Below are 16,327 nucleotides of genomic sequence, written 5' to 3'. Positions count from 1 at the left end.
AAAAGCACACAGACAGGCGTACCCTGCTTTTTTGTTCTTTGCGGGGAACTCGCGCTGATAACTGCTCAGGCAGGCTGCCTAAGGGCTTGAGGCTATCTTTAACCCAAGAATATGGAATGAAACAACAACCATGACCTACTACGCCAACCCCACCCGTTACGACGCCATGCCCTACCGCAACTGCGGCCGCAGCGGCCTGAAACTGCCTGCTGTTTCTCTGGGCCTGTGGCACAACTTTGGCGACGCCACGCCGATGGCCACGCAGCGCGCCATGCTGCGCACCGCCTTTGATCTGGGCATCACTCACTTCGACCTGGCCAACAACTACGGCCCGCCCTATGGCAGCGCCGAAACCAACTTTGGCGAACACCTGCGGCGCGACTTCCGGCCCTACCGTGATGAACTCATCATCTCCAGCAAGGCTGGCTGGGACATGTGGCCCGGCCCTTATGGTCAGGGTGGTGGTTCACGCAAATACCTGCTGGCCAGTCTGGACCAGAGCTTGAAACGCATGGGCCTGGACTACGTGGACATTTTTTACTCGCACCGCTTCGACCCCGACACCCCGCTGGAAGAAACTTGTGGAGCCCTGGCCAGCGCCGTGCGGCAGGGCAAGGCCCTGTATGTGGGTATCAGCAGCTACTCGGCGGCCAAAACCCGCGAAGCGGCGGCCATTTTGAAAAACATGGGCGTGGCGCCGCTGATCCACCAGCCGTCTTACAGCCTGTTGAACCGATGGGTGGAAGAAGACCTGCTCGACGCGCTGGATGACACCGGCATGGGCTGCATCGCCTTCAGCGCACTGGCGCAGGGCCTGTTGACCGACAAGTACCTGAACGGCGTCCCGGCTGATTCGCGTATCAACCGCCCGGGCGGCGGCTCGCTCAAGGCTGAGCACCTGAGCGAACAAAATCTCACACATGTGCGCGCCTTGAACCAGATTGCGCTCGAACGCGGGCAAAGCCTGGCGCAAATGGCAACCGCCTGGGTACTGCGCGACAAGCGGGTGACGTCCGCGCTGATCGGTGCCAGCCGCCCGGCGCAAATCATTGAACTGGTGGAGGCGCTGCAAAACATGCAGTTTTCTACCGCAGAGTTGGCTGCCATTGACCAGCACGCGGTGGAATGTGGCATCAACCTGTGGCAACGTCCCGCCACCGACCAGCGGCCGAACTGACATGCGCCAGATCGGTAACGCCCTGTCACTGCGCCAGTACGGCCCCTCGCCCGGCAGCCATGCGCACGATCACTTCCAGGTGCTGCTGGGTATGGAAGGCGAGTTGGCGCTGGAAGTGCAGGGCAGGGGACGACGCATTGCAGCCGGGGACGGCTGCGTGATCGCGCCGGGCGCGCGCCATGATTTCGAGGCGCGTGCCGGTGCCCGCTGCCTGGTGCTGGACACCACGCAAGCGGCGTGGGCCGATTGCCCGACTGGCCCCGCCCACTCGGCCGCAGCACTGGCGCTGGCTGGCTATCTCAGGCTGGCCCTGGCGCAGCACAACACGCTGGCCCTTCAATACGGCCCGCTGCTTCTGCTCGATTGCTGGCGTGCGCCCGTCCCGGCATCCACGCGCAGCCGGCGGCACATTGACTGGGACGCCCTTGGCCGCTGGGGCCAGTTGCATTTGCACGAACCATTGACGGTGGCCGATCTGGCGCAGCAGGTGTTTTTAAGCCCGACACAATTTGCCGCGCGCTGCCGCCGGGAGACCGGCATGAGCGCGATCCAATGGTTGCGCGACCTGCGCCTGGCCCGCGCCCGGGCATTGCGAACGACCGGCCTGAGTGTCGGGGCGGTGGCGCACCGCTGCGGCTACCAGTCCGCCTCCGCGCTGGCTGCTGCCATGCGGCGGCATGGCAGCCAGACTTGATTGCGCCGCGCCGGCCTTCTGTACACCACGCCGCCGCGCGCCCGATTTTGCAAAGCGTTGCTGTGCAACGCAAGACCGTCGCTGCGCGTCAACAAGCTGATTAAGCTTGGGACCCATGAAAGCCAATCTGTACGCGCTCGCCGCGATCTGCCTGTGGGCGTCTCTTGCCGCTCTGGGCGTCTTGCTCAAACACGTGCCACCCTTTTTGCTGACCGGTATTTCCTTGGGGCTCGGCAGTGTCCTGGCGTGGCCGTTTGTGTTCAAAAACCCACGGCAATGGCGGGTCGCGCCCGGCACCCTGTTTCTGGGTGTTTCGTCTCTGTTTGGTTATCACTTTTTTTTGTTCATTGCTTTGCGCATGGCGCCGGCGGTGGAGGTGAACCTGATCAACTACCTGTGGCCCTTGTTGATTGTGGTGCTGGCGCCGCTGTATGTGCCGGGCATCCGGCTGCGCGCTGTCCATTTCATGGCGGCGGCGCTGGGTTTTGCCGGTGCCGCGCTGGCCATTTGGGGCGGACGTGTCTCAACCGATGCCAGCGCCAACCTGACGTCATCCGCCGCGGGATGGGGTTATTTGCTGGCGCTGGCCGCAGCGATTGTCTGGGCCAATTATTCGCTGCAAACCAAGCGCGTTGCGTTGAGCGGCAAGGGCTTTTCCACTACTGCGATTGGTTTGTTTGGCTTGTTGGCCGGTCTGCTTTCCCTGGTCTGCCATTGGGTGCTTGAGCCGCCGGTGCAACTGACGGGGCATGATTGGCTGCTGTTGTTGGCCATGGGACTGGGGCCACTGGGAGCGGCTTTTTTTCTGTGGGACAAGGCCTTGAAACTCGGCGACGTACGGCACGTTGGCATTCTGAGCTACCTGACGCCGCTCGCGTCCACCGTGCTCCTGATGCAGGTGACCGGGCGCGCCCTGAGTTGGAGCGTGGCGCTGGCAGCTGCCTTGATCATCGGCGCGGCCTTGCTGGGGACCCGGAGGAACTGAGCTTGGCGTCTCATGGACAATGCACGCATGATCCAGCTCAACGACATCCAAACCGCCGCCGCCCGCCTGCAAGGCCAGCTGTTGCGCACGCCTTGCGTGGCGTCGCGCACCCTGTCTGACATCACCGGGGCCCAGGTATTCCTCAAATTCGAGAACCTGCAGTTCACCGCCTCCTTCAAGGAGCGCGGCGCCTGCAACAAACTGGCGCAACTCAGCGCTGAAGAACGCCAGCGCGGCGTTATTGCCATGAGCGCCGGCAACCACGCGCAAGGGGTGGCTTACCACGCGCAACGCCTGGGCCTGCGCGCCGTGATTGTGATGCCATGCTTCACGCCGGGCGTCAAAGTGGAGCGCACGCGCGGTTTTGGCGCCGAGATCGTTCTGCATGGCGACACGCTGGACGAGGCTCGTGCCCACGCGCTGGCGCTGGCTGAGCAGCAACGGCTTGTTTTTGTCCATCCCTATGACGATGCGGATATCGTGGCCGGCCAAGGCACGGTTGCTCTGGAAATGCTGCAGGATGTGCCGGACCTGGACACGCTGGTGGTGTCAGTCGGCGGCGGCGGTCTGATTGCGGGCATGGCCACGGCGGCCAAGGCCATCAAGCCCGATATCGAGATCATTGGCGTGCAAACCACGCGTTTCCCGGCCATGTTCAATGCCATCAAGGGCACGCACCACCCGCAGGGCAGCAGCAGCATTGCCGAAGGCATTGCCGTCGGGACGCCCGGCCAAATTCCACTGGCCATCATCGCGCGGCTGGTCAATGACCTGGTGCTGGTGGACGAAGGCGACATCGAGCAGGCCATCGTCATGCTGCTGGAAGTGGAGAAAACACTGGTCGAAGGCGCCGGTGCAGCGGGCCTGGCGGCCTTGCTCAAGTATCCGGAGCGCTTCAAGGGCAAGAAGGTTGGGCTGGTGCTGTCCGGCGGCAATATCGACCCCTTGTTGCTGGCCGCCATCATCGAGCGCGGCATGGTGCGCGCCGGGCGGCTGGCGCGTATTCGCGTCAGCGCGCGGGATATTCCGGGCACGCTGGCCAAAATCACCACCACGGTGGCCGAGGCCGGGGCCAATATCAATGAGGTGCACCACCAGCGCGCCTTTACCACGCTGGCGGCTCAAAATGTTGAAGTCGAGCTGGTGATCCAGACGCGGGGGCCGCAACACATTGCGGAGGTGCTGGCCCAGTTGCACCAAGCCGGGCTGGAGGCGCAACTGATTTAGCGGCAGGGTCCGCGGGTGGACAACCGGCGCGACTCGGTCGGCATGGGTAAAATTCAACCAATAGCCCAACCAAACACCCGAGGAATCACCATGTCCAGCCCTGCATCCCACGAGCAAGCTCCTGAAACTGACGTTGTGGAAGGGGTTTTGCCCTACATGCCCATTGTGTTGCCTCTGGCGGGCGCTGTATTGATATTTTTACTGGCCTTTATTGCCGTCTTCATGGCCTGAGCGCCGGGCGTGCGCGGGCCCCGTCCAACCGTTGAGGCCGGACGGGCGACTTTGATTCGATCCATCATCTAACCGCGTTTCAGTGGCTTGCCGCGAGCAGCGCCAATTGGCACCTGTCAGCACGCGCAAATTGAGGTACCTTCAGGCTCCACTATAAGGAGGGGTTCTGATGGGCCTGGGTCAGTTTTCGTACGCCAACAACAGCAACCGTTTCCTCGCGGTGCCCGAGCTTGCTGCTCAGCCATTCGCGGTGGTCGGCGTTCCTTTTGACGGGGCCGTGACCCATCGACCCGGCGCCCGCTTTGGGCCGCAGGAGATTCGGCGCGCCAGCTTGATGCTGTGTGACGGTTTGCATCCGTTTTTTGGCGTCTCACCGATCGGCCACCTCGGCGATGCCCTTGGCATGCGCCTGCCCAATGCCTCACCGCTGGCCGACGTGCGCCAGCAGATCCAGGCGCAGGCAGCGGCGCTGATGGCCGGGCATCACTGCGTTTTCCTGGGCGGAGATCATTCGGTCACCTTGCCCCTGTTGCGCGCGGCCCGGGCGCAGCACGGTGAACTCGCCCTGGTGCACTTTGATGCGCACTGCGATACATGGACCGATCATTTCGGCGAGCCTTCGGGCCACGGCACCTGGGCTTACGAGGCGATGGCTGAGGGGCTGGTGAGCCCGCAGCATACGGTGCAAATCGGGCTGCGTTCCAGTGGCGAGCGGGCCGCCCGCGAGTATGTGCAGGATCAAGGTGGTTTGATTTTCACCGCCCGGCAATTGCGCGGACTCGATGGGCCCGGGTTGCAACCGGTGATCGAGCAAATTCGCACTCGACTGGGCAGCCGCCCTTGTTATTTGACACTGGATATCGATTGTCTCGATCCGGCGTTTGCGCCCGGCACCGGCACGCCGGAGCCGGGCGGCCTGAGCAGCTCGCAAGTGTTGACCTTGCTGGAAGAGTTGGCGCCCCTCAACATGATTGGCATGGATTGCGTGGAGGTGGCACCGGCTGATGACCATGCTGAACTCACCAGCAGCGCAGCCGCCACGCTGGTTTGGACTTATCTGTGCGGCCAAGTGGCCAAAGTTCTGCTCTGAAGACTGCCATTCATGTTGCTTGCGTCAGATACCCAACTGAACCAGAAAAGTTATTACGAAGCCAGCGTACAGCGCGCGCCGGTGGGCCCGCCTTTGCGTGGGGACCTGAATGCCGACGTGTTGGTCGTAGGTGCCGGGTTTGCCGGACTGTCGGCGGCCATTGAACTGGCGCAACGCGGCTACCAGGTGGTGGTGCTGGAGGCCGACCGGGTTTGCAGCGGCGCATCCGGGCGCAACGGCGGCCAGGCGATTGTGGGTTTTTCCGGTGGACAAGCGCCCTTTGAACAACAGCTCGGCAAAGCCCATGCGCGACTGGCGTGGGAGATGACGGTGGAAGGCCTGGCCATGATTGATGAGCGCGTCAAAGCCTTCCAGATTGATTGCGATCACGTCAAGGGTTATCTCTACCTGGCCGACTCCCGACGCAAAGCGCGCGCGCTGGAAGCCGAATTGACTTCCATGGAGCGCGACTATGGTTTTGTGACGGAGTTGGCGAAAGGCGCCGATGTGCAGCGCCACATTCAGAGCCCACGCTACTGTGCGGCGGCGTTTGAGCGGCAGTCCGGTCACCTGCATCCCCTGAAGTACGGGCTCGGGTTGGCGCGTGCCGCCAAAGCGCTGGGGGTGCAGATTTTTGAACACTCGGCGGTGCTGGCCATCAAGCGCGGCAGCCGTTTGGTGGCACGCACGGCCGAGGGGGCGGTGACTGCCAAGTTCGGCGTGCTGGCCGGAAACTGCACGCTGGCTGAATACGGTCCAGCGGTGGCGCCCGATATCACCCCGCGCATCATGCCGGTGGGAACCTACATCATTGGCACCGCGCCGCTGGCTCCCGGTTTGTGCCAGCGCCTGATCCCGAGCAACGCCAGCGCCTGTGACAATAATTTCATCCTCGATTACTTTCGCTTCAGCGCCGACCATCGCATGCTGTTTGGTGGCCGGGTCAGCTACACCACCCGAACACCGGCCCACCTGCAAGACATCATGGCGCGGCGCATGGGCGAGGTATTCCCGGCGCTGCGGGAGGTGCCGATTGACTTCGTCTGGGGCGGTTTTGTCGATATCAGCATGAACCGCGCACCCGACTTTGGCCGTTTGGGTGACAACCTGTATTACTTGCAGGGTTTTAGCGGCCACGGCGTGGCATTGACCGGATTGGCAGGGCGCGTGGTGGCGCAAGCGGTGGCCGGGCAAGCCGAGCGCTTTGACGTGTTTGCGAAGTTGCAGCACCGCAAGTTTCCCGGTGGGCCGCTGTTGCGTATGCCCAGTCTGGTACTTGGCACGCTGTATCACCGGCTGCGCGACGCCCTGTAAAGACTCAAGCCTTGGGTGTCAAACACGCCAGTGCGCCAGCAATCGCTTGGGCGACCAGGGGGCCGTAATGCGCAATGTCAGTCAAGGTCGCATAGCCGTAACCAATGACCAGGCCTTTGGCGTCGGTGCGTTGCAGACAATACGCAGACAAGGCGCGCACGGTCAAACCAAGTTCCCCAAGGCGCTGCGCCAGGGCCTTGTCGTCGAGTGTAGGGGGCAGCCGCACACACAGGTGCAAGCCCTGCTCGGCGCCGGAGATGTGAGCGTATGGCCCAAGGCAGGGTTGCAGCGCGGCGAGCAAACACTGCCTGCGTTCGGCGTAGCCCTGGCGGGCACGGCGCAGCGCGCTGGCGAAATACCCCATTTCAATGAATTCGGCCAGCGCCGCTTGCAGCGGCATCTGGCCCGGCCGGTTCAGGTCGTAGTGCGCCTGCTTGAACGGCGGCACGAGCATCTTGGGTACGACCAGGTAGCCCAGTTTGAGGCCGGGATAGAGCACTTTCGAGAATGAACCCAGGTAAAGCACGCGCTGGTCGGTGTCGAGGCCGGCCAGTGACGAAATCGGTGGCCCGCTAAAACGGAATTCACTGTCATAGTCGTCTTCCAGAACCCAGGCTTTGTGGCGGCGGGCAATCGACAAAATCTGGTGCCGCCGCGCCAGCGACATCACGGCACCGGTCGGGTACTGGTGGGATGGCGTCACATAGATCAGGCGTGGCGGCTTGGCTTCGTCCTCAGCTTGGGGTGCAATACCTTCCTGATCGACCGGCACTGAATGCAGGTTCAAGCCGGTCGCCATAAAGGCTTTGATGGCACCCCAATAGGCCGGGTCCTCCAGCCAGACGGTATCAGAGTGGTCGGTGAGCAGTTGTGCGCACAGTTCCATCGACTGTTGGGTGCCGCTGGTAATGATGACTTGATCGACATCAAGCGGCACGCTGCGAAAGACGCGCAGATAGTCGGCAACAGCCCGGCGCAGCGGCCCGTAGCCGCCGGAAAAGTTGTAGTCCAGCATGTCGGGATAGGTCATGCGCCAGTGCTTGTTTTGCAGGCGCTGCCATAAAGCCACGGGAAAAGCGCTGAAGTCGGCGATGCCGGGGGTAAACGGCTGAACCTCAAGTTGCGTGGCACAAAACGTCGTCGCCAGTGCCTGGCCACGTCGGGACAATGTCGCACCCTGCTTCTCGTGGGCCGACCGGTGGCGGGGCGCAGCCTTGGGGACACTGTCATTGACAAAAGTGCCGCTACCGATATGGCTGACCAGATAGCCCTCGACGGCCAACTGGTTGAGTGCTGCCACCACCGTGTTGCGCGACAGGCCCAAATCCTGTGTCAGTTCGCGACTGGACGGCAGGCGCTGACCTGCGCACAATTTGCCATCCAGCATGGCGCGGCGTAGCGCTTCATATAACTGTCGGTGCAGCGGCAGCTTGGTCTGCAAGCCCAGGCGTGCAATTTCTGTCAATAAATATTCGGAGAGCATGAGGTGGCACCATCAACTGGGTTAAATCGGCCCCCATTGTGAACCAATTGCGCAGGCACAATGGGGAAAAGAATACCGAGTCAGTTATGACAAAACCGCTTTCCAGGGTCCGGCGACCGACAACCCAGGGCGCCAAACGCAAACCTGTGGTGCTGATGTCCATGGGCGCACAAGAACGCCACGGTCATCCGTATCAGGTGATGACCGTCAAGTACATTCGGCCACTGATTGAGCACGCAGGCTGTTTGCCAGTGCTGGCGCCGACCTGTTTTGGCACGCAAGACATCGAACAATACCTGTCCATGGTCGATGGGGTCTACCTGACCGGCGCCGGTACAAATATTGATCCGGCACTGTACGGCCAGCACAATCTGACGCCCGAAAAAGCGCAAGACAAAGATCGCGATCGGTTTGATTTGCCGACCATTCGCCTGGCGCTGGCTATGGGCCTGCCGCTGCTTGGTGTTTGCCGCGGGATGCAGGAAATGAACGTCGCGTTTGGTGGCGACATCCATCAGAAGCTTTACACGATCCACAACCTGAAGGATCACCGCGAGGACCCCGCCGCGCCGGTTTCTGAACAGTACGCGGCGAGCCACAAGGTGCGTCTGGTTCCTGGCACCTGGTTCGCCGGTTTGATGCAGCAGGATGAAATTGCGGTCAACTCCTTGCATGGTCAGTGCATCAAGACGCTGGGTCATGGCCTGCAAGCCCTGGCGCATGCGGAAGACGGCGTCATAGAAGCCATCCACATTCCGGAGTTCGCGCAATTTACCCTGGGTGTGCAATGGCATCCTGAGTGGATGGCGGCGCAGAACCCGCACTCGATCCGCCTGTTCGAAGCCTTCGGTGCAGCCTGTCGCGCACGACAATGTGCACGATGGCCTGGTTCCGAGCATGTGCTGTAGAAAACACCAAGAGGAGTAACTGATGAACGACAAGAAAACCATGAACTTCAATGATTTGGAGCAATGGCTCAATGAGCGCCGCGTGACCGAGGTGGAATGCCTGGTGCCCGACTTGACCGGTGTCGCGCGCGGAAAAATTCTGCCACGCGCCAAGTTCACTGAAGACCGGGGTATGCGCTTGCCGCAGGCGATCGTGGCGATGGGTGTGACGGGAGAGTTTCCTGAAAGTGGGCCGTACTACGACGTGATTGACCCCACCGACAAGGATATGCAGTTGCGCCCAGACCCCACGACAGTGCGCATCGTCCCTTGGGCCACCGACCCCACGGCCCAGGTGATTCATGACTGCTTCGACCACCAGGGCAATCTGGTGCCTTATGCGCCGCGCACTGTTTTGCGTCGGGTCTGTGATTTGTTCGCCGCGCAAGGCCTGCAACCCATTGTGGCACCCGAACTTGAGTTCTATCTCACGGCGCGCAACACCGACCCCAACACTTTGCTGCGGGCACCGGTGGGTCGAAGCGGACGCTCCGAAACCTCGCGCCAAGCCTACAGTATTGATGCGGTCAACGAGTTTGACCCCTTGTTTGAAGAAATTTACGACTTCTGCGACAAGATGGAACTCAATGTCGATACCTTGATCCATGAAGTCGGCGCCGGCCAGATGGAAATCAATTTTTTCCATGCCGAGCCTCTGGGACTGGCGGACGAAGTGTTTTTTTTCAAGCGCACGGTCCGTGAGTCGGCGCTGCGCCATGACATGTACGCCACTTTCATGGCCAAACCGATTGCCGGCGAGCCAGGCAGTGCCATGCATGTGCACCAAAGTCTGCTGGATGTGGTGACCGGCAAAAACGTATTCAGCAACGAGGACGGCACACCATCCGAAACCTTTATGCACTACATCGGCGGCTTGCAGCGCTACATTCCGGCGGCCATGGTGCTGGTGGCGCCTTACGTCAACAGCTACCGCCGGCTGTCCCGCAATTCGGCTGCACCGATCAACATTGAATGGGGTTATGACAACCGGACCGTGGGCATCCGCTCGCCGATATCGTCGCCGCAAGCGCGCCGGGTCGAAAACCGTGTGATCGGCGCCGATGCCAATCCCTATGTGGCCATGGCCATGACCCTGGCCTGTGGCTACCTCGGAATAAAAAACAAGATCAAACCCAAGCCGGAGATGAAGGGCGACGCCTACCTGGCGCCCTATTCCTTGCCCCGCAGTCTGGGCGAGGCGCTGGACTGGTTGCGCCGCGAATCGGACCTGCATGAGGTGCTCGGCAAGGAATTCATCACGGTGTACTCCGAAATCAAGGAGCTTGAGTTTGATGAATTCATGAAGGTGATTTCGCCCTGGGAGCGCGAGCATCTGCTGTTGCATGTTTAACCCCCTGTGTTTGAGTCTGTCCGCCAACGCTGTCACGTCTGAACCCGTTTGAAGGAGCCCATCATGAACCCGTCGACCCTGATTCCCCCGCCCGCATGGGTACGCCGCACCGAGCAGTACGACACCCAGGCGCTGCAGGCGCTCGACAGTGCGCACTTCATTCACCCCTTCACCGATCACGGCGACCTGGCGACGCGCGGCGCGCGCGTGATCACCCGGGCTGAGGGTGTTTACATCTGGGATTCGGAAGGCGAGAAACTGCTCGACGCCATGAGTGGTTTGTGGTGTGTCAACGTCGGATACGGACGCAAGGAGTTGGCCGATGCCGCCTACCAGCAAATGATGACGCTGCCGTTCTACAACAGTTTTTTCCAGACCACCAATGTGCCTGCCGTCAAACTGGCGGCGCGCCTGGCCTCCCTGGCGCCCGAAGTAGACGGCCGCAGCTTTCAACACGTCTTCTATTCGTCCAGCGGCAGTGAAAGCAATGACTCGAACGTGCGCATGGTGCGTCGTTATTGGGACCTGCTGGGCCAGCCGCAGCGCAAGGTCATCATCAGCCGGCTTAACGCCTACCATGGCAGCACCATGGCGGGCGCCTCACTGGGCGGCATGAGCAGCATGCACGCACAAGGGGATTTGCCCATTCCCAATATCACCCACATTGGCCAGCCTTATTTTTTTGAAAACGGCCTGCCCGGTGAAAGTGAGGCTGAGTTTGGACTGCGTGCGGCTGGCTGGCTGGAAGCGAAAATTGTCGAAGTGGGTGCCGATAAGGTGGCCGCGTTCATTGCCGAGCCCATTCAGGGCGCCGGTGGCGTCATCATTCCGCCTGCGACCTACTGGCCCGAGATTCAGCGCATCGTCGACAAGTACAACATCCTGCTCATCAGCGATGAAGTGATCTGTGCGTTTGGACGTCTCGGACATTGGTTCGCCTATGAAAAATTTGGCTACAAACCCGATCTGGTGACCTTCGCCAAGGCCGTCACCAGTGGCTACATCCCGCTGGGCGGGGTCATGGTGGGCGACCGCGTTGCCAAGGTGCTGATTGAAAAAGGTGGCGAGTTCAACCACGGTTATACGTACAGCGGGCACCCAGTTGCTTGCGCGGTAGGCTTGGCCAATCTGGCCATCATGGAGCGCGAGCAACTGCCGCAACGTGTGCGCGACGACATTGGCCCCTACCTGGCGCGCGGCTTCGAGAAAATCGCCGAACACCCGCTGGTCGGCGTGGCTGAAACCTGCGGCTTCACGGCAGGTCTGGTTCTGGTCAAGGACAAAAAACGGCGTGAGCGTTTTGCCGAGGCGCTGGGCGTCGGCATGATGTGCCGCGGACACTGCTTTCAAAACGGTCTGATCATGCGCGCCGTGGGTGACCGCATGATCATCGCGCCGCCATTGACCATGACGCACGACGATATTGATGAGATGCTGCGCCTGATTCGACAGGCGCTCGATTTAACGCAACAGGAACTGCACCAAAAAGGGCTGATCTGAGCGTTTATCCCAGTAGTTTTGTGGCGTGTTTTTTGCTAGCCTCGTATTTGTAATACCTTTATTTTCTTTCTCACAAACGGAGCGTTCTTCATGATGAAAAAGTATCTATGGTCATTTGCGCTGTCTGCGCTGGTGTTGGCTGCCTGCGGCAAAAAAGAGGAGCCACCTGCGCCCGTAGCGGCACCCGCTGCGGCGGTGAGTGCGCCTGCAGCAGTGGCGGAGAACACCGAAGAAAAAGTCCTCAACATCTACAACTGGCCTGACTATGTTCCCGAAGGTATGACGGCCGCGTTTGAAAAAGAAACCGGCATCAAAGTCAATTACGACACTTTCGAGACCAACGAAGCGCTGCATGCCAAGTTGGTGGCGGGCAACACCGGCTATGACATCGTGGTGCCGGGCTCGGTGTTTGCCAAACCGCAAATTGAAGGCGGCATGTTCCAGCCGCTGGACAAGGCCAAGATCAAGAACCTGGGCAATCTGGACTCGGCCATCATGGCCACGCTGGCCAAAAACACCGACCCAGGCAACAAGTACCTGGTCCCCTGGGCTTGGGGCTTTACCACCGTGGGCATCAATAAGACCAAGGTCGCCAAAGCGCTGGGCAAAACACCCATGCCTGAAAACGCCTGGGATCTGGTGTTCAAGCCCGAATACACCAGCAAGTTGAAATCCTGCGGCATTGCCTACCTGGATTCGCCCACCGAAATCATCCCGGTCGCGTTGCACTACATCGGCAAGGACGCGTATTCGAACGATCCGGCTGATTACAAGCTTGCGAGTGACATGCTGGCCAAGGTGCGCAAAGACGTGCGCATTTTCAGCTCGACCATGATCGACGACATTGCCGGCGGCAAAGCCTGCGTGGCCATTGGGTGGTCGGGTGACATCAACATCGCGGCTGATCGCGCCAAGGAAAACAAGTCCAAAGACGTCATCGAGTCGCTGTTGCCCAGCACCGGCGCACTGATTTTCTTTGACACCATGGCCATCACCAAAGATGCCAAGCACCCCAACAACGCGCTGGCCTTCATCGACTTCTATCTGCGTCCTGAAAATGCGGCTCTCATGGCCAACGAAATGAACTACCCGACGGCGAATAAGGCAGCGATGGACAAAATCAAGCCTGAGATTGCCGGCAACAAGACCATTTTTGTTGAGTCAGACTACTTTGCCAAGATGATTGCCCCGAGCAGCTTCACCAATGAAGCGCGCGAGGCCATGGCCACGGTCTACAACAGCTTCAAAAAAGGCAAATAAGCCGGTATTTTGGCTTGCTTGATCAAGGGCTGTTTGTACGCTGGGTATAAGCAGCCCTTTTTATTTGTTCGGATGAATGTTCAAACCTGAGGTCTACGCATGGCTGAAGCTGGCTCCCGAGACAATTACCTGGTGACCGAAAAACTGGTCAAGCGCTTTGACGAGGCGGTGGCGGTTGATGAGGTGAATTTGTCGATCAAACAGGGCGAGATTTTTGCGCTGTTGGGCAGCTCAGGCTGTGGCAAGTCCACCCTGCTGCGCATGCTGGCCGGGTTTGAGACACCCACCTCCGGGCGGATTTTGCTCAGCGGGCAGGACGTGGCCAGGCTGGCGCCTTATGAGCGGCCCTTCAACATGATGTTTCAGTCGTATGCCTTGTTTCCGCATCTCGATATCTGGGAAAACATCGCCTTTGGTCTCAAGCGCGAGGGGCTACCCAAAAGCGACATTCAGCAGCGTGTCGGCGAAATGCTCGACCTGGTGCAACTCACCCCTTATGCCAAACGCAAGCCGCACCAGTTGTCCGGTGGACAGCAGCAACGCGTGGCGCTGGCGCGCAGTCTGGCGAAAAAGCCCAAGGTGCTGCTGCTGGACGAACCGCTGGGGGCGCTGGACAAAAAGTTGCGCGAGCAAACCCAGTTTGAGCTGGTCAATATCATCGAAAAAGTCGGCGTGACTTGCGTCATGGTGACGCATGATCAGGAAGAAGCCATGACCATGGCCGGGCGCATTGCCGTCATGAGCAAGGGGCGGGTGCTGCAGGTGGGTTCGCCTGAAGAGGTTTATGAGCATCCCTCCAGCCGCTTCGTGGCGGATTTCATTGGCAACGTGAATTTGTTTGACGGCAGGCTGAGCATCGATCAGCCAGACCATTGCGCGGTGGCCACCAGCATGGGTGAAATCCATGTCAGTCACGGTGTGAGCGGGGCGCTGAACATGCCGTCTGCGATTGCGGTGCGGCCAGAAAAAATTGAAATCAACAGAGAACGTCCGACCGCAGATCACAACGTATTTGCCGGCAAAGTCAAGGAAATCGCTTACTTCGGCTCGTACAACACCTTTATCGTTCAGACTGAAGACGGCAAGCGGGTCAAGATCACCGAGGCCAATACCTCGCGCCACGAGCTGAGCCACATCACCTGGGAAGACGATGTGTTTTTTTGGTGGAGCGACAGCGCTGGCGTGGTGTTGCGCGACTAAGCGGGGTGCGCCATGGCCAAGTTGAACCTCACCCTACCCGGCAGGCGCTTTGTGATTGGCGTGCCCTCCGTCTGGCTCGTCGTGTTTTTCATGCTGCCGTTTTTGATTCTGCTCTACATCAGCTTTGTCGACATGGGCAACGACATCTCGCCCTTCAAGCCGATCTGGGACTCTGAAACCGGCCTGCTCAAACTCAAGTACGAAAACTACTATTCCATTTTTCAGTCGAGTGACGGTGGCGGGCTGTTTCAGACCATTTACATCGAGGCCTACGTGCGCTCGATCTGGTACGCGCTGTGCACCGCGGTGCTGTGCCTGGTGATGGGTTACCCTTTTTCGTATTTCATCGCTCGCTCGGCCCCCAGTTTGCGACCGGCGTTGCTGATGATGGTGATGCTGCCATTTTGGACCTCGTTTTTGCTGCGGGTCTATGCCTGGAAGGGCATATTGGCCGATCAGGGCGTGCTGAATCAGATGCTCCTGGCTCTGGGGCTCATCACCGAGCCGATACAAATGCTCTACACCGATGTATCGATGCTGGTGGGCATGACCTATGTCTATCTGCCGTTCATGGTGCTGCCGCTGTACGCCAATCTGGTCAAGATGGATATCCGCTTGTTGGAGGCTGCTTACGATCTGGGGGCCTCGCCCTTCAAGGCGTTTTGGCTTGTCACCGTGCCGCTGTCCAAGGCCGGCATCATTGCTGGCTTCATGCTGGTGTTTATTCCCTGTGTCGGTGAGTTCGTGATTCCGTCGCTGCTGGGCGGGCCGGAAAACATCATGATTGGCCGCGTGGTGTGGGACGAAATGTTCACCAGCAACAACTGGCCGCGCGCCTCTGCATTGGCGGTGGTGATGATTGGCTTGATTGTGGTGCCACTGGCTGTCTACTACCACTTCACCGGCGACCCGGCCGAAGCGCGTCATTGAGGAGCGGTCATGAAGAAACTGTTGAATCGTTACTTCGGCAAAGCCTGGCTGGCGGTCACCTTCTTGTTTTTGTATTTGCCGCTGTTTTTCATGGTGGTGTTCTCGTTCAACAATACCCGCCAGGACGCGGTGTTCACCGGTTTTTCACTGCGCTGGTACGCGGCTTTGATGCGCGACACCAAGATCGTCGATGGCTTTTGGTTGTCCGTGCAGGTTGCCACGGCGGCTGGTGTGGCCTCGGCGGTGCTTGCCACTTTTGCGGCTTTTGTGTTGGTGCGTTACCGCCGCTTTGCCGGGCGCACACTGTTTTCTGGCATGGTGAATGCGCCGCTGGTCATGCCCGAGGTGGTCATTGGCTTGTCGCTGCTGCTGTTGATGGTGGGCGTGCAAAACGCCTTGGGCTGGCCGCAACGCGGCATGCTGACCATTGTGCTGGGGCATATGTTGCTGGGTATGGCGTATGGCACGGTGGTGGTGCAGTCGCGCTTGCTGGAGATGGATCGCGCCATTGAAGAAGCCGCCATGGACCTGGGTGCGAAACCGTTTCAGGTGTTCTTTTTGATCACCTTGCCGAATATTTTGCAGGCTGTCTTGGCCGCGTATTTGCTGGCGTTTACCTTGTCGTTTGACGATGTGGTGATCGCCGAGTTCTTATCCGGCCCAGGGGTCAATACCTTGCCGCAAGTGATATTTGGCTATGCCAGGCGCGGTATCAATCCGACCATTTACGCGGCTGCCACGCTGCTGATTGCGTCGGTGACGCTGGTGGTCATCACCTACAGTGTGTGGGTGGCGCGCCAGACGCGCAAACGTGAGCGTGAAATTGCGGCCGCCACACGCGCTGAACTGCTTGCCTTGCAGGCGCAGTAGCCAGCCCATTTTTTTATGCACGCACGTTCTGGGTGCCCTGGCGCACCTTCCATTTTTTCGTAGGAGGT

15 protein-coding genes are annotated in these 16,327 nt (G+C 59.9%); 14 read left to right on the top strand and 1 reads right to left on the bottom strand.

Going from position 1 to position 16,327, the window contains the following annotated elements:
- Window positions 1-130: 130 nt before the first annotated feature.
- The 7 genes from mgrA to WA157_RS19755 all read left to right on the top strand — a co-directional run bounded on the left by mgrA (window position 131) and on the right by WA157_RS19755 (window position 6,718).
- Window positions 131-1,177, top strand: a complete 1,047-nt coding sequence (gene mgrA / locus WA157_RS19785; RefSeq protein WP_422622618.1) for an L-glyceraldehyde 3-phosphate reductase — start codon at window positions 131-133, stop codon at window positions 1,175-1,177.
- A gap of 1 nt (window position 1,178) precedes the next feature.
- Entirely contained in the window at window positions 1,179-1,871 is a 693-nt protein-coding gene (locus WA157_RS19780; protein WP_422622617.1) for a helix-turn-helix domain-containing protein, read from the top strand.
- Between the two features lie 115 nt (window positions 1,872-1,986).
- Entirely contained in the window at window positions 1,987-2,856 is an 870-nt protein-coding gene (locus tag WA157_RS19775) for a DMT family transporter (protein ID WP_422622616.1), read from the top strand.
- Between the two features lie 27 nt (window positions 2,857-2,883).
- Complete coding sequence (locus WA157_RS19770) at window positions 2,884-4,083, top strand: threonine ammonia-lyase (RefSeq protein WP_422622692.1); 1,200 nt, start codon at window positions 2,884-2,886, stop codon at window positions 4,081-4,083.
- 90 nt (window positions 4,084-4,173) lie between these two features.
- Window positions 4,174-4,314 (top strand): hypothetical protein, encoded by a 141-nt coding sequence (locus WA157_RS19765; protein ID WP_422622615.1) that lies wholly within the window; start codon window positions 4,174-4,176, stop codon window positions 4,312-4,314.
- A gap of 169 nt (window positions 4,315-4,483) precedes the next feature.
- Window positions 4,484-5,404 (top strand): agmatinase, encoded by a 921-nt coding sequence (gene speB / locus WA157_RS19760; RefSeq protein ID WP_422622614.1) that lies wholly within the window; start codon window positions 4,484-4,486, stop codon window positions 5,402-5,404.
- Window positions 5,405-5,416: 12 nt separating this feature from the next.
- Complete coding sequence (locus tag WA157_RS19755) at window positions 5,417-6,718, top strand: NAD(P)/FAD-dependent oxidoreductase (RefSeq protein ID WP_422622613.1); 1,302 nt, start codon at window positions 5,417-5,419, stop codon at window positions 6,716-6,718.
- A 4-nt stretch (window positions 6,719-6,722) separates the two neighbouring features.
- Here the strand turns inward: WA157_RS19755 and WA157_RS19750 are convergent, their stop codons facing one another.
- Window positions 6,723-8,201 (bottom strand): PLP-dependent aminotransferase family protein, encoded by a 1,479-nt coding sequence (locus WA157_RS19750; protein WP_422622612.1) that lies wholly within the window; start codon window positions 8,199-8,201, stop codon window positions 6,723-6,725.
- Window positions 8,202-8,287: 86 nt separating this feature from the next.
- Between WA157_RS19750 and WA157_RS19745 the strand changes: the two genes are divergently transcribed.
- The 7 genes from WA157_RS19745 to WA157_RS19715 all read left to right on the top strand — a co-directional run bounded on the left by WA157_RS19745 (window position 8,288) and on the right by WA157_RS19715 (window position 16,259).
- Window positions 8,288-9,109, top strand: a complete 822-nt coding sequence (locus tag WA157_RS19745) for a gamma-glutamyl-gamma-aminobutyrate hydrolase family protein (protein WP_422622611.1) — start codon at window positions 8,288-8,290, stop codon at window positions 9,107-9,109.
- Between the two features lie 22 nt (window positions 9,110-9,131).
- Window positions 9,132-10,499, top strand: a complete 1,368-nt coding sequence (locus tag WA157_RS19740; RefSeq protein WP_422622610.1) for a glutamine synthetase family protein — start codon at window positions 9,132-9,134, stop codon at window positions 10,497-10,499.
- Window positions 10,500-10,562: 63 nt separating this feature from the next.
- Window positions 10,563-11,999, top strand: a complete 1,437-nt coding sequence (locus tag WA157_RS19735) for an aspartate aminotransferase family protein (RefSeq protein ID WP_422622609.1) — start codon at window positions 10,563-10,565, stop codon at window positions 11,997-11,999.
- Between the two features lie 90 nt (window positions 12,000-12,089).
- Window positions 12,090-13,259 (top strand): extracellular solute-binding protein, encoded by a 1,170-nt coding sequence (locus WA157_RS19730; protein WP_422622608.1) that lies wholly within the window; start codon window positions 12,090-12,092, stop codon window positions 13,257-13,259.
- Between the two features lie 99 nt (window positions 13,260-13,358).
- The gene (locus tag WA157_RS19725; RefSeq protein ID WP_422622607.1) at window positions 13,359-14,459 is read left to right on the top strand and encodes an ABC transporter ATP-binding protein; all 1,101 of its coding nucleotides are present in this window, start codon (window positions 13,359-13,361) and stop codon (window positions 14,457-14,459) included.
- A 12-nt stretch (window positions 14,460-14,471) separates the two neighbouring features.
- Window positions 14,472-15,389, top strand: a complete 918-nt coding sequence (locus tag WA157_RS19720) for an ABC transporter permease (protein ID WP_422622606.1) — start codon at window positions 14,472-14,474, stop codon at window positions 15,387-15,389.
- 9 nt (window positions 15,390-15,398) lie between these two features.
- Window positions 15,399-16,259, top strand: a complete 861-nt coding sequence (locus tag WA157_RS19715; protein WP_422622605.1) for an ABC transporter permease — start codon at window positions 15,399-15,401, stop codon at window positions 16,257-16,259.
- The last annotated feature ends 68 nt before the right edge of the window (window positions 16,260-16,327 follow it).

The organism is Rhodoferax ferrireducens (assembly GCF_049302455.1).
In the GTDB taxonomy this organism is placed as follows: domain Bacteria; phylum Pseudomonadota; class Gammaproteobacteria; order Burkholderiales; family Burkholderiaceae_C; genus Rhodoferax; species Rhodoferax ferrireducens_B.
The sequence above is the reverse complement of the archived record's forward strand: the minus strand, read 5'-3'. Positions and strand labels throughout refer to the sequence as shown.

What these genes read in the sequence shown, in the direction of transcription:
- mgrA (WP_422622618.1), top strand. Translation starts at nt 131, where the DNA reads ATGACCTACTACGCCAACCCCACCCGTTACGACGCCATGCCCTACCGC.
- WA157_RS19745 (WP_422622611.1), top strand. Translation starts at nt 8,288, where the DNA reads ATGACAAAACCGCTTTCCAGGGTCCGGCGACCGACAACCCAGGGCGCC.
- WA157_RS19735 (WP_422622609.1), top strand. Translation starts at nt 10,563, where the DNA reads ATGAACCCGTCGACCCTGATTCCCCCGCCCGCATGGGTACGCCGCACC.
- speB (WP_422622614.1), top strand. Translation starts at nt 4,484, where the DNA reads ATGGGCCTGGGTCAGTTTTCGTACGCCAACAACAGCAACCGTTTCCTC.
- WA157_RS19730 (WP_422622608.1), top strand. Translation starts at nt 12,090, where the DNA reads ATGATGAAAAAGTATCTATGGTCATTTGCGCTGTCTGCGCTGGTGTTG.
- WA157_RS19770 (WP_422622692.1), top strand. Translation starts at nt 2,884, where the DNA reads ATGATCCAGCTCAACGACATCCAAACCGCCGCCGCCCGCCTGCAAGGC.
- WA157_RS19740 (WP_422622610.1), top strand. Translation starts at nt 9,132, where the DNA reads ATGAACGACAAGAAAACCATGAACTTCAATGATTTGGAGCAATGGCTC.
- WA157_RS19765 (WP_422622615.1), top strand. Translation starts at nt 4,174, where the DNA reads ATGTCCAGCCCTGCATCCCACGAGCAAGCTCCTGAAACTGACGTTGTG.
- WA157_RS19755 (WP_422622613.1), top strand. Translation starts at nt 5,417, where the DNA reads ATGTTGCTTGCGTCAGATACCCAACTGAACCAGAAAAGTTATTACGAA.
- WA157_RS19725 (WP_422622607.1), top strand. Translation starts at nt 13,359, where the DNA reads ATGGCTGAAGCTGGCTCCCGAGACAATTACCTGGTGACCGAAAAACTG.
- WA157_RS19775 (WP_422622616.1), top strand. Translation starts at nt 1,987, where the DNA reads ATGAAAGCCAATCTGTACGCGCTCGCCGCGATCTGCCTGTGGGCGTCT.
- WA157_RS19750 (WP_422622612.1), bottom strand. Translation starts at nt 8,201, where the DNA reads ATGCTCTCCGAATATTTATTGACAGAAATTGCACGCCTGGGCTTGCAG.
- WA157_RS19780 (WP_422622617.1), top strand. Translation starts at nt 1,179, where the DNA reads ATGCGCCAGATCGGTAACGCCCTGTCACTGCGCCAGTACGGCCCCTCG.
- WA157_RS19715 (WP_422622605.1), top strand. Translation starts at nt 15,399, where the DNA reads ATGAAGAAACTGTTGAATCGTTACTTCGGCAAAGCCTGGCTGGCGGTC.
- WA157_RS19720 (WP_422622606.1), top strand. Translation starts at nt 14,472, where the DNA reads ATGGCCAAGTTGAACCTCACCCTACCCGGCAGGCGCTTTGTGATTGGC.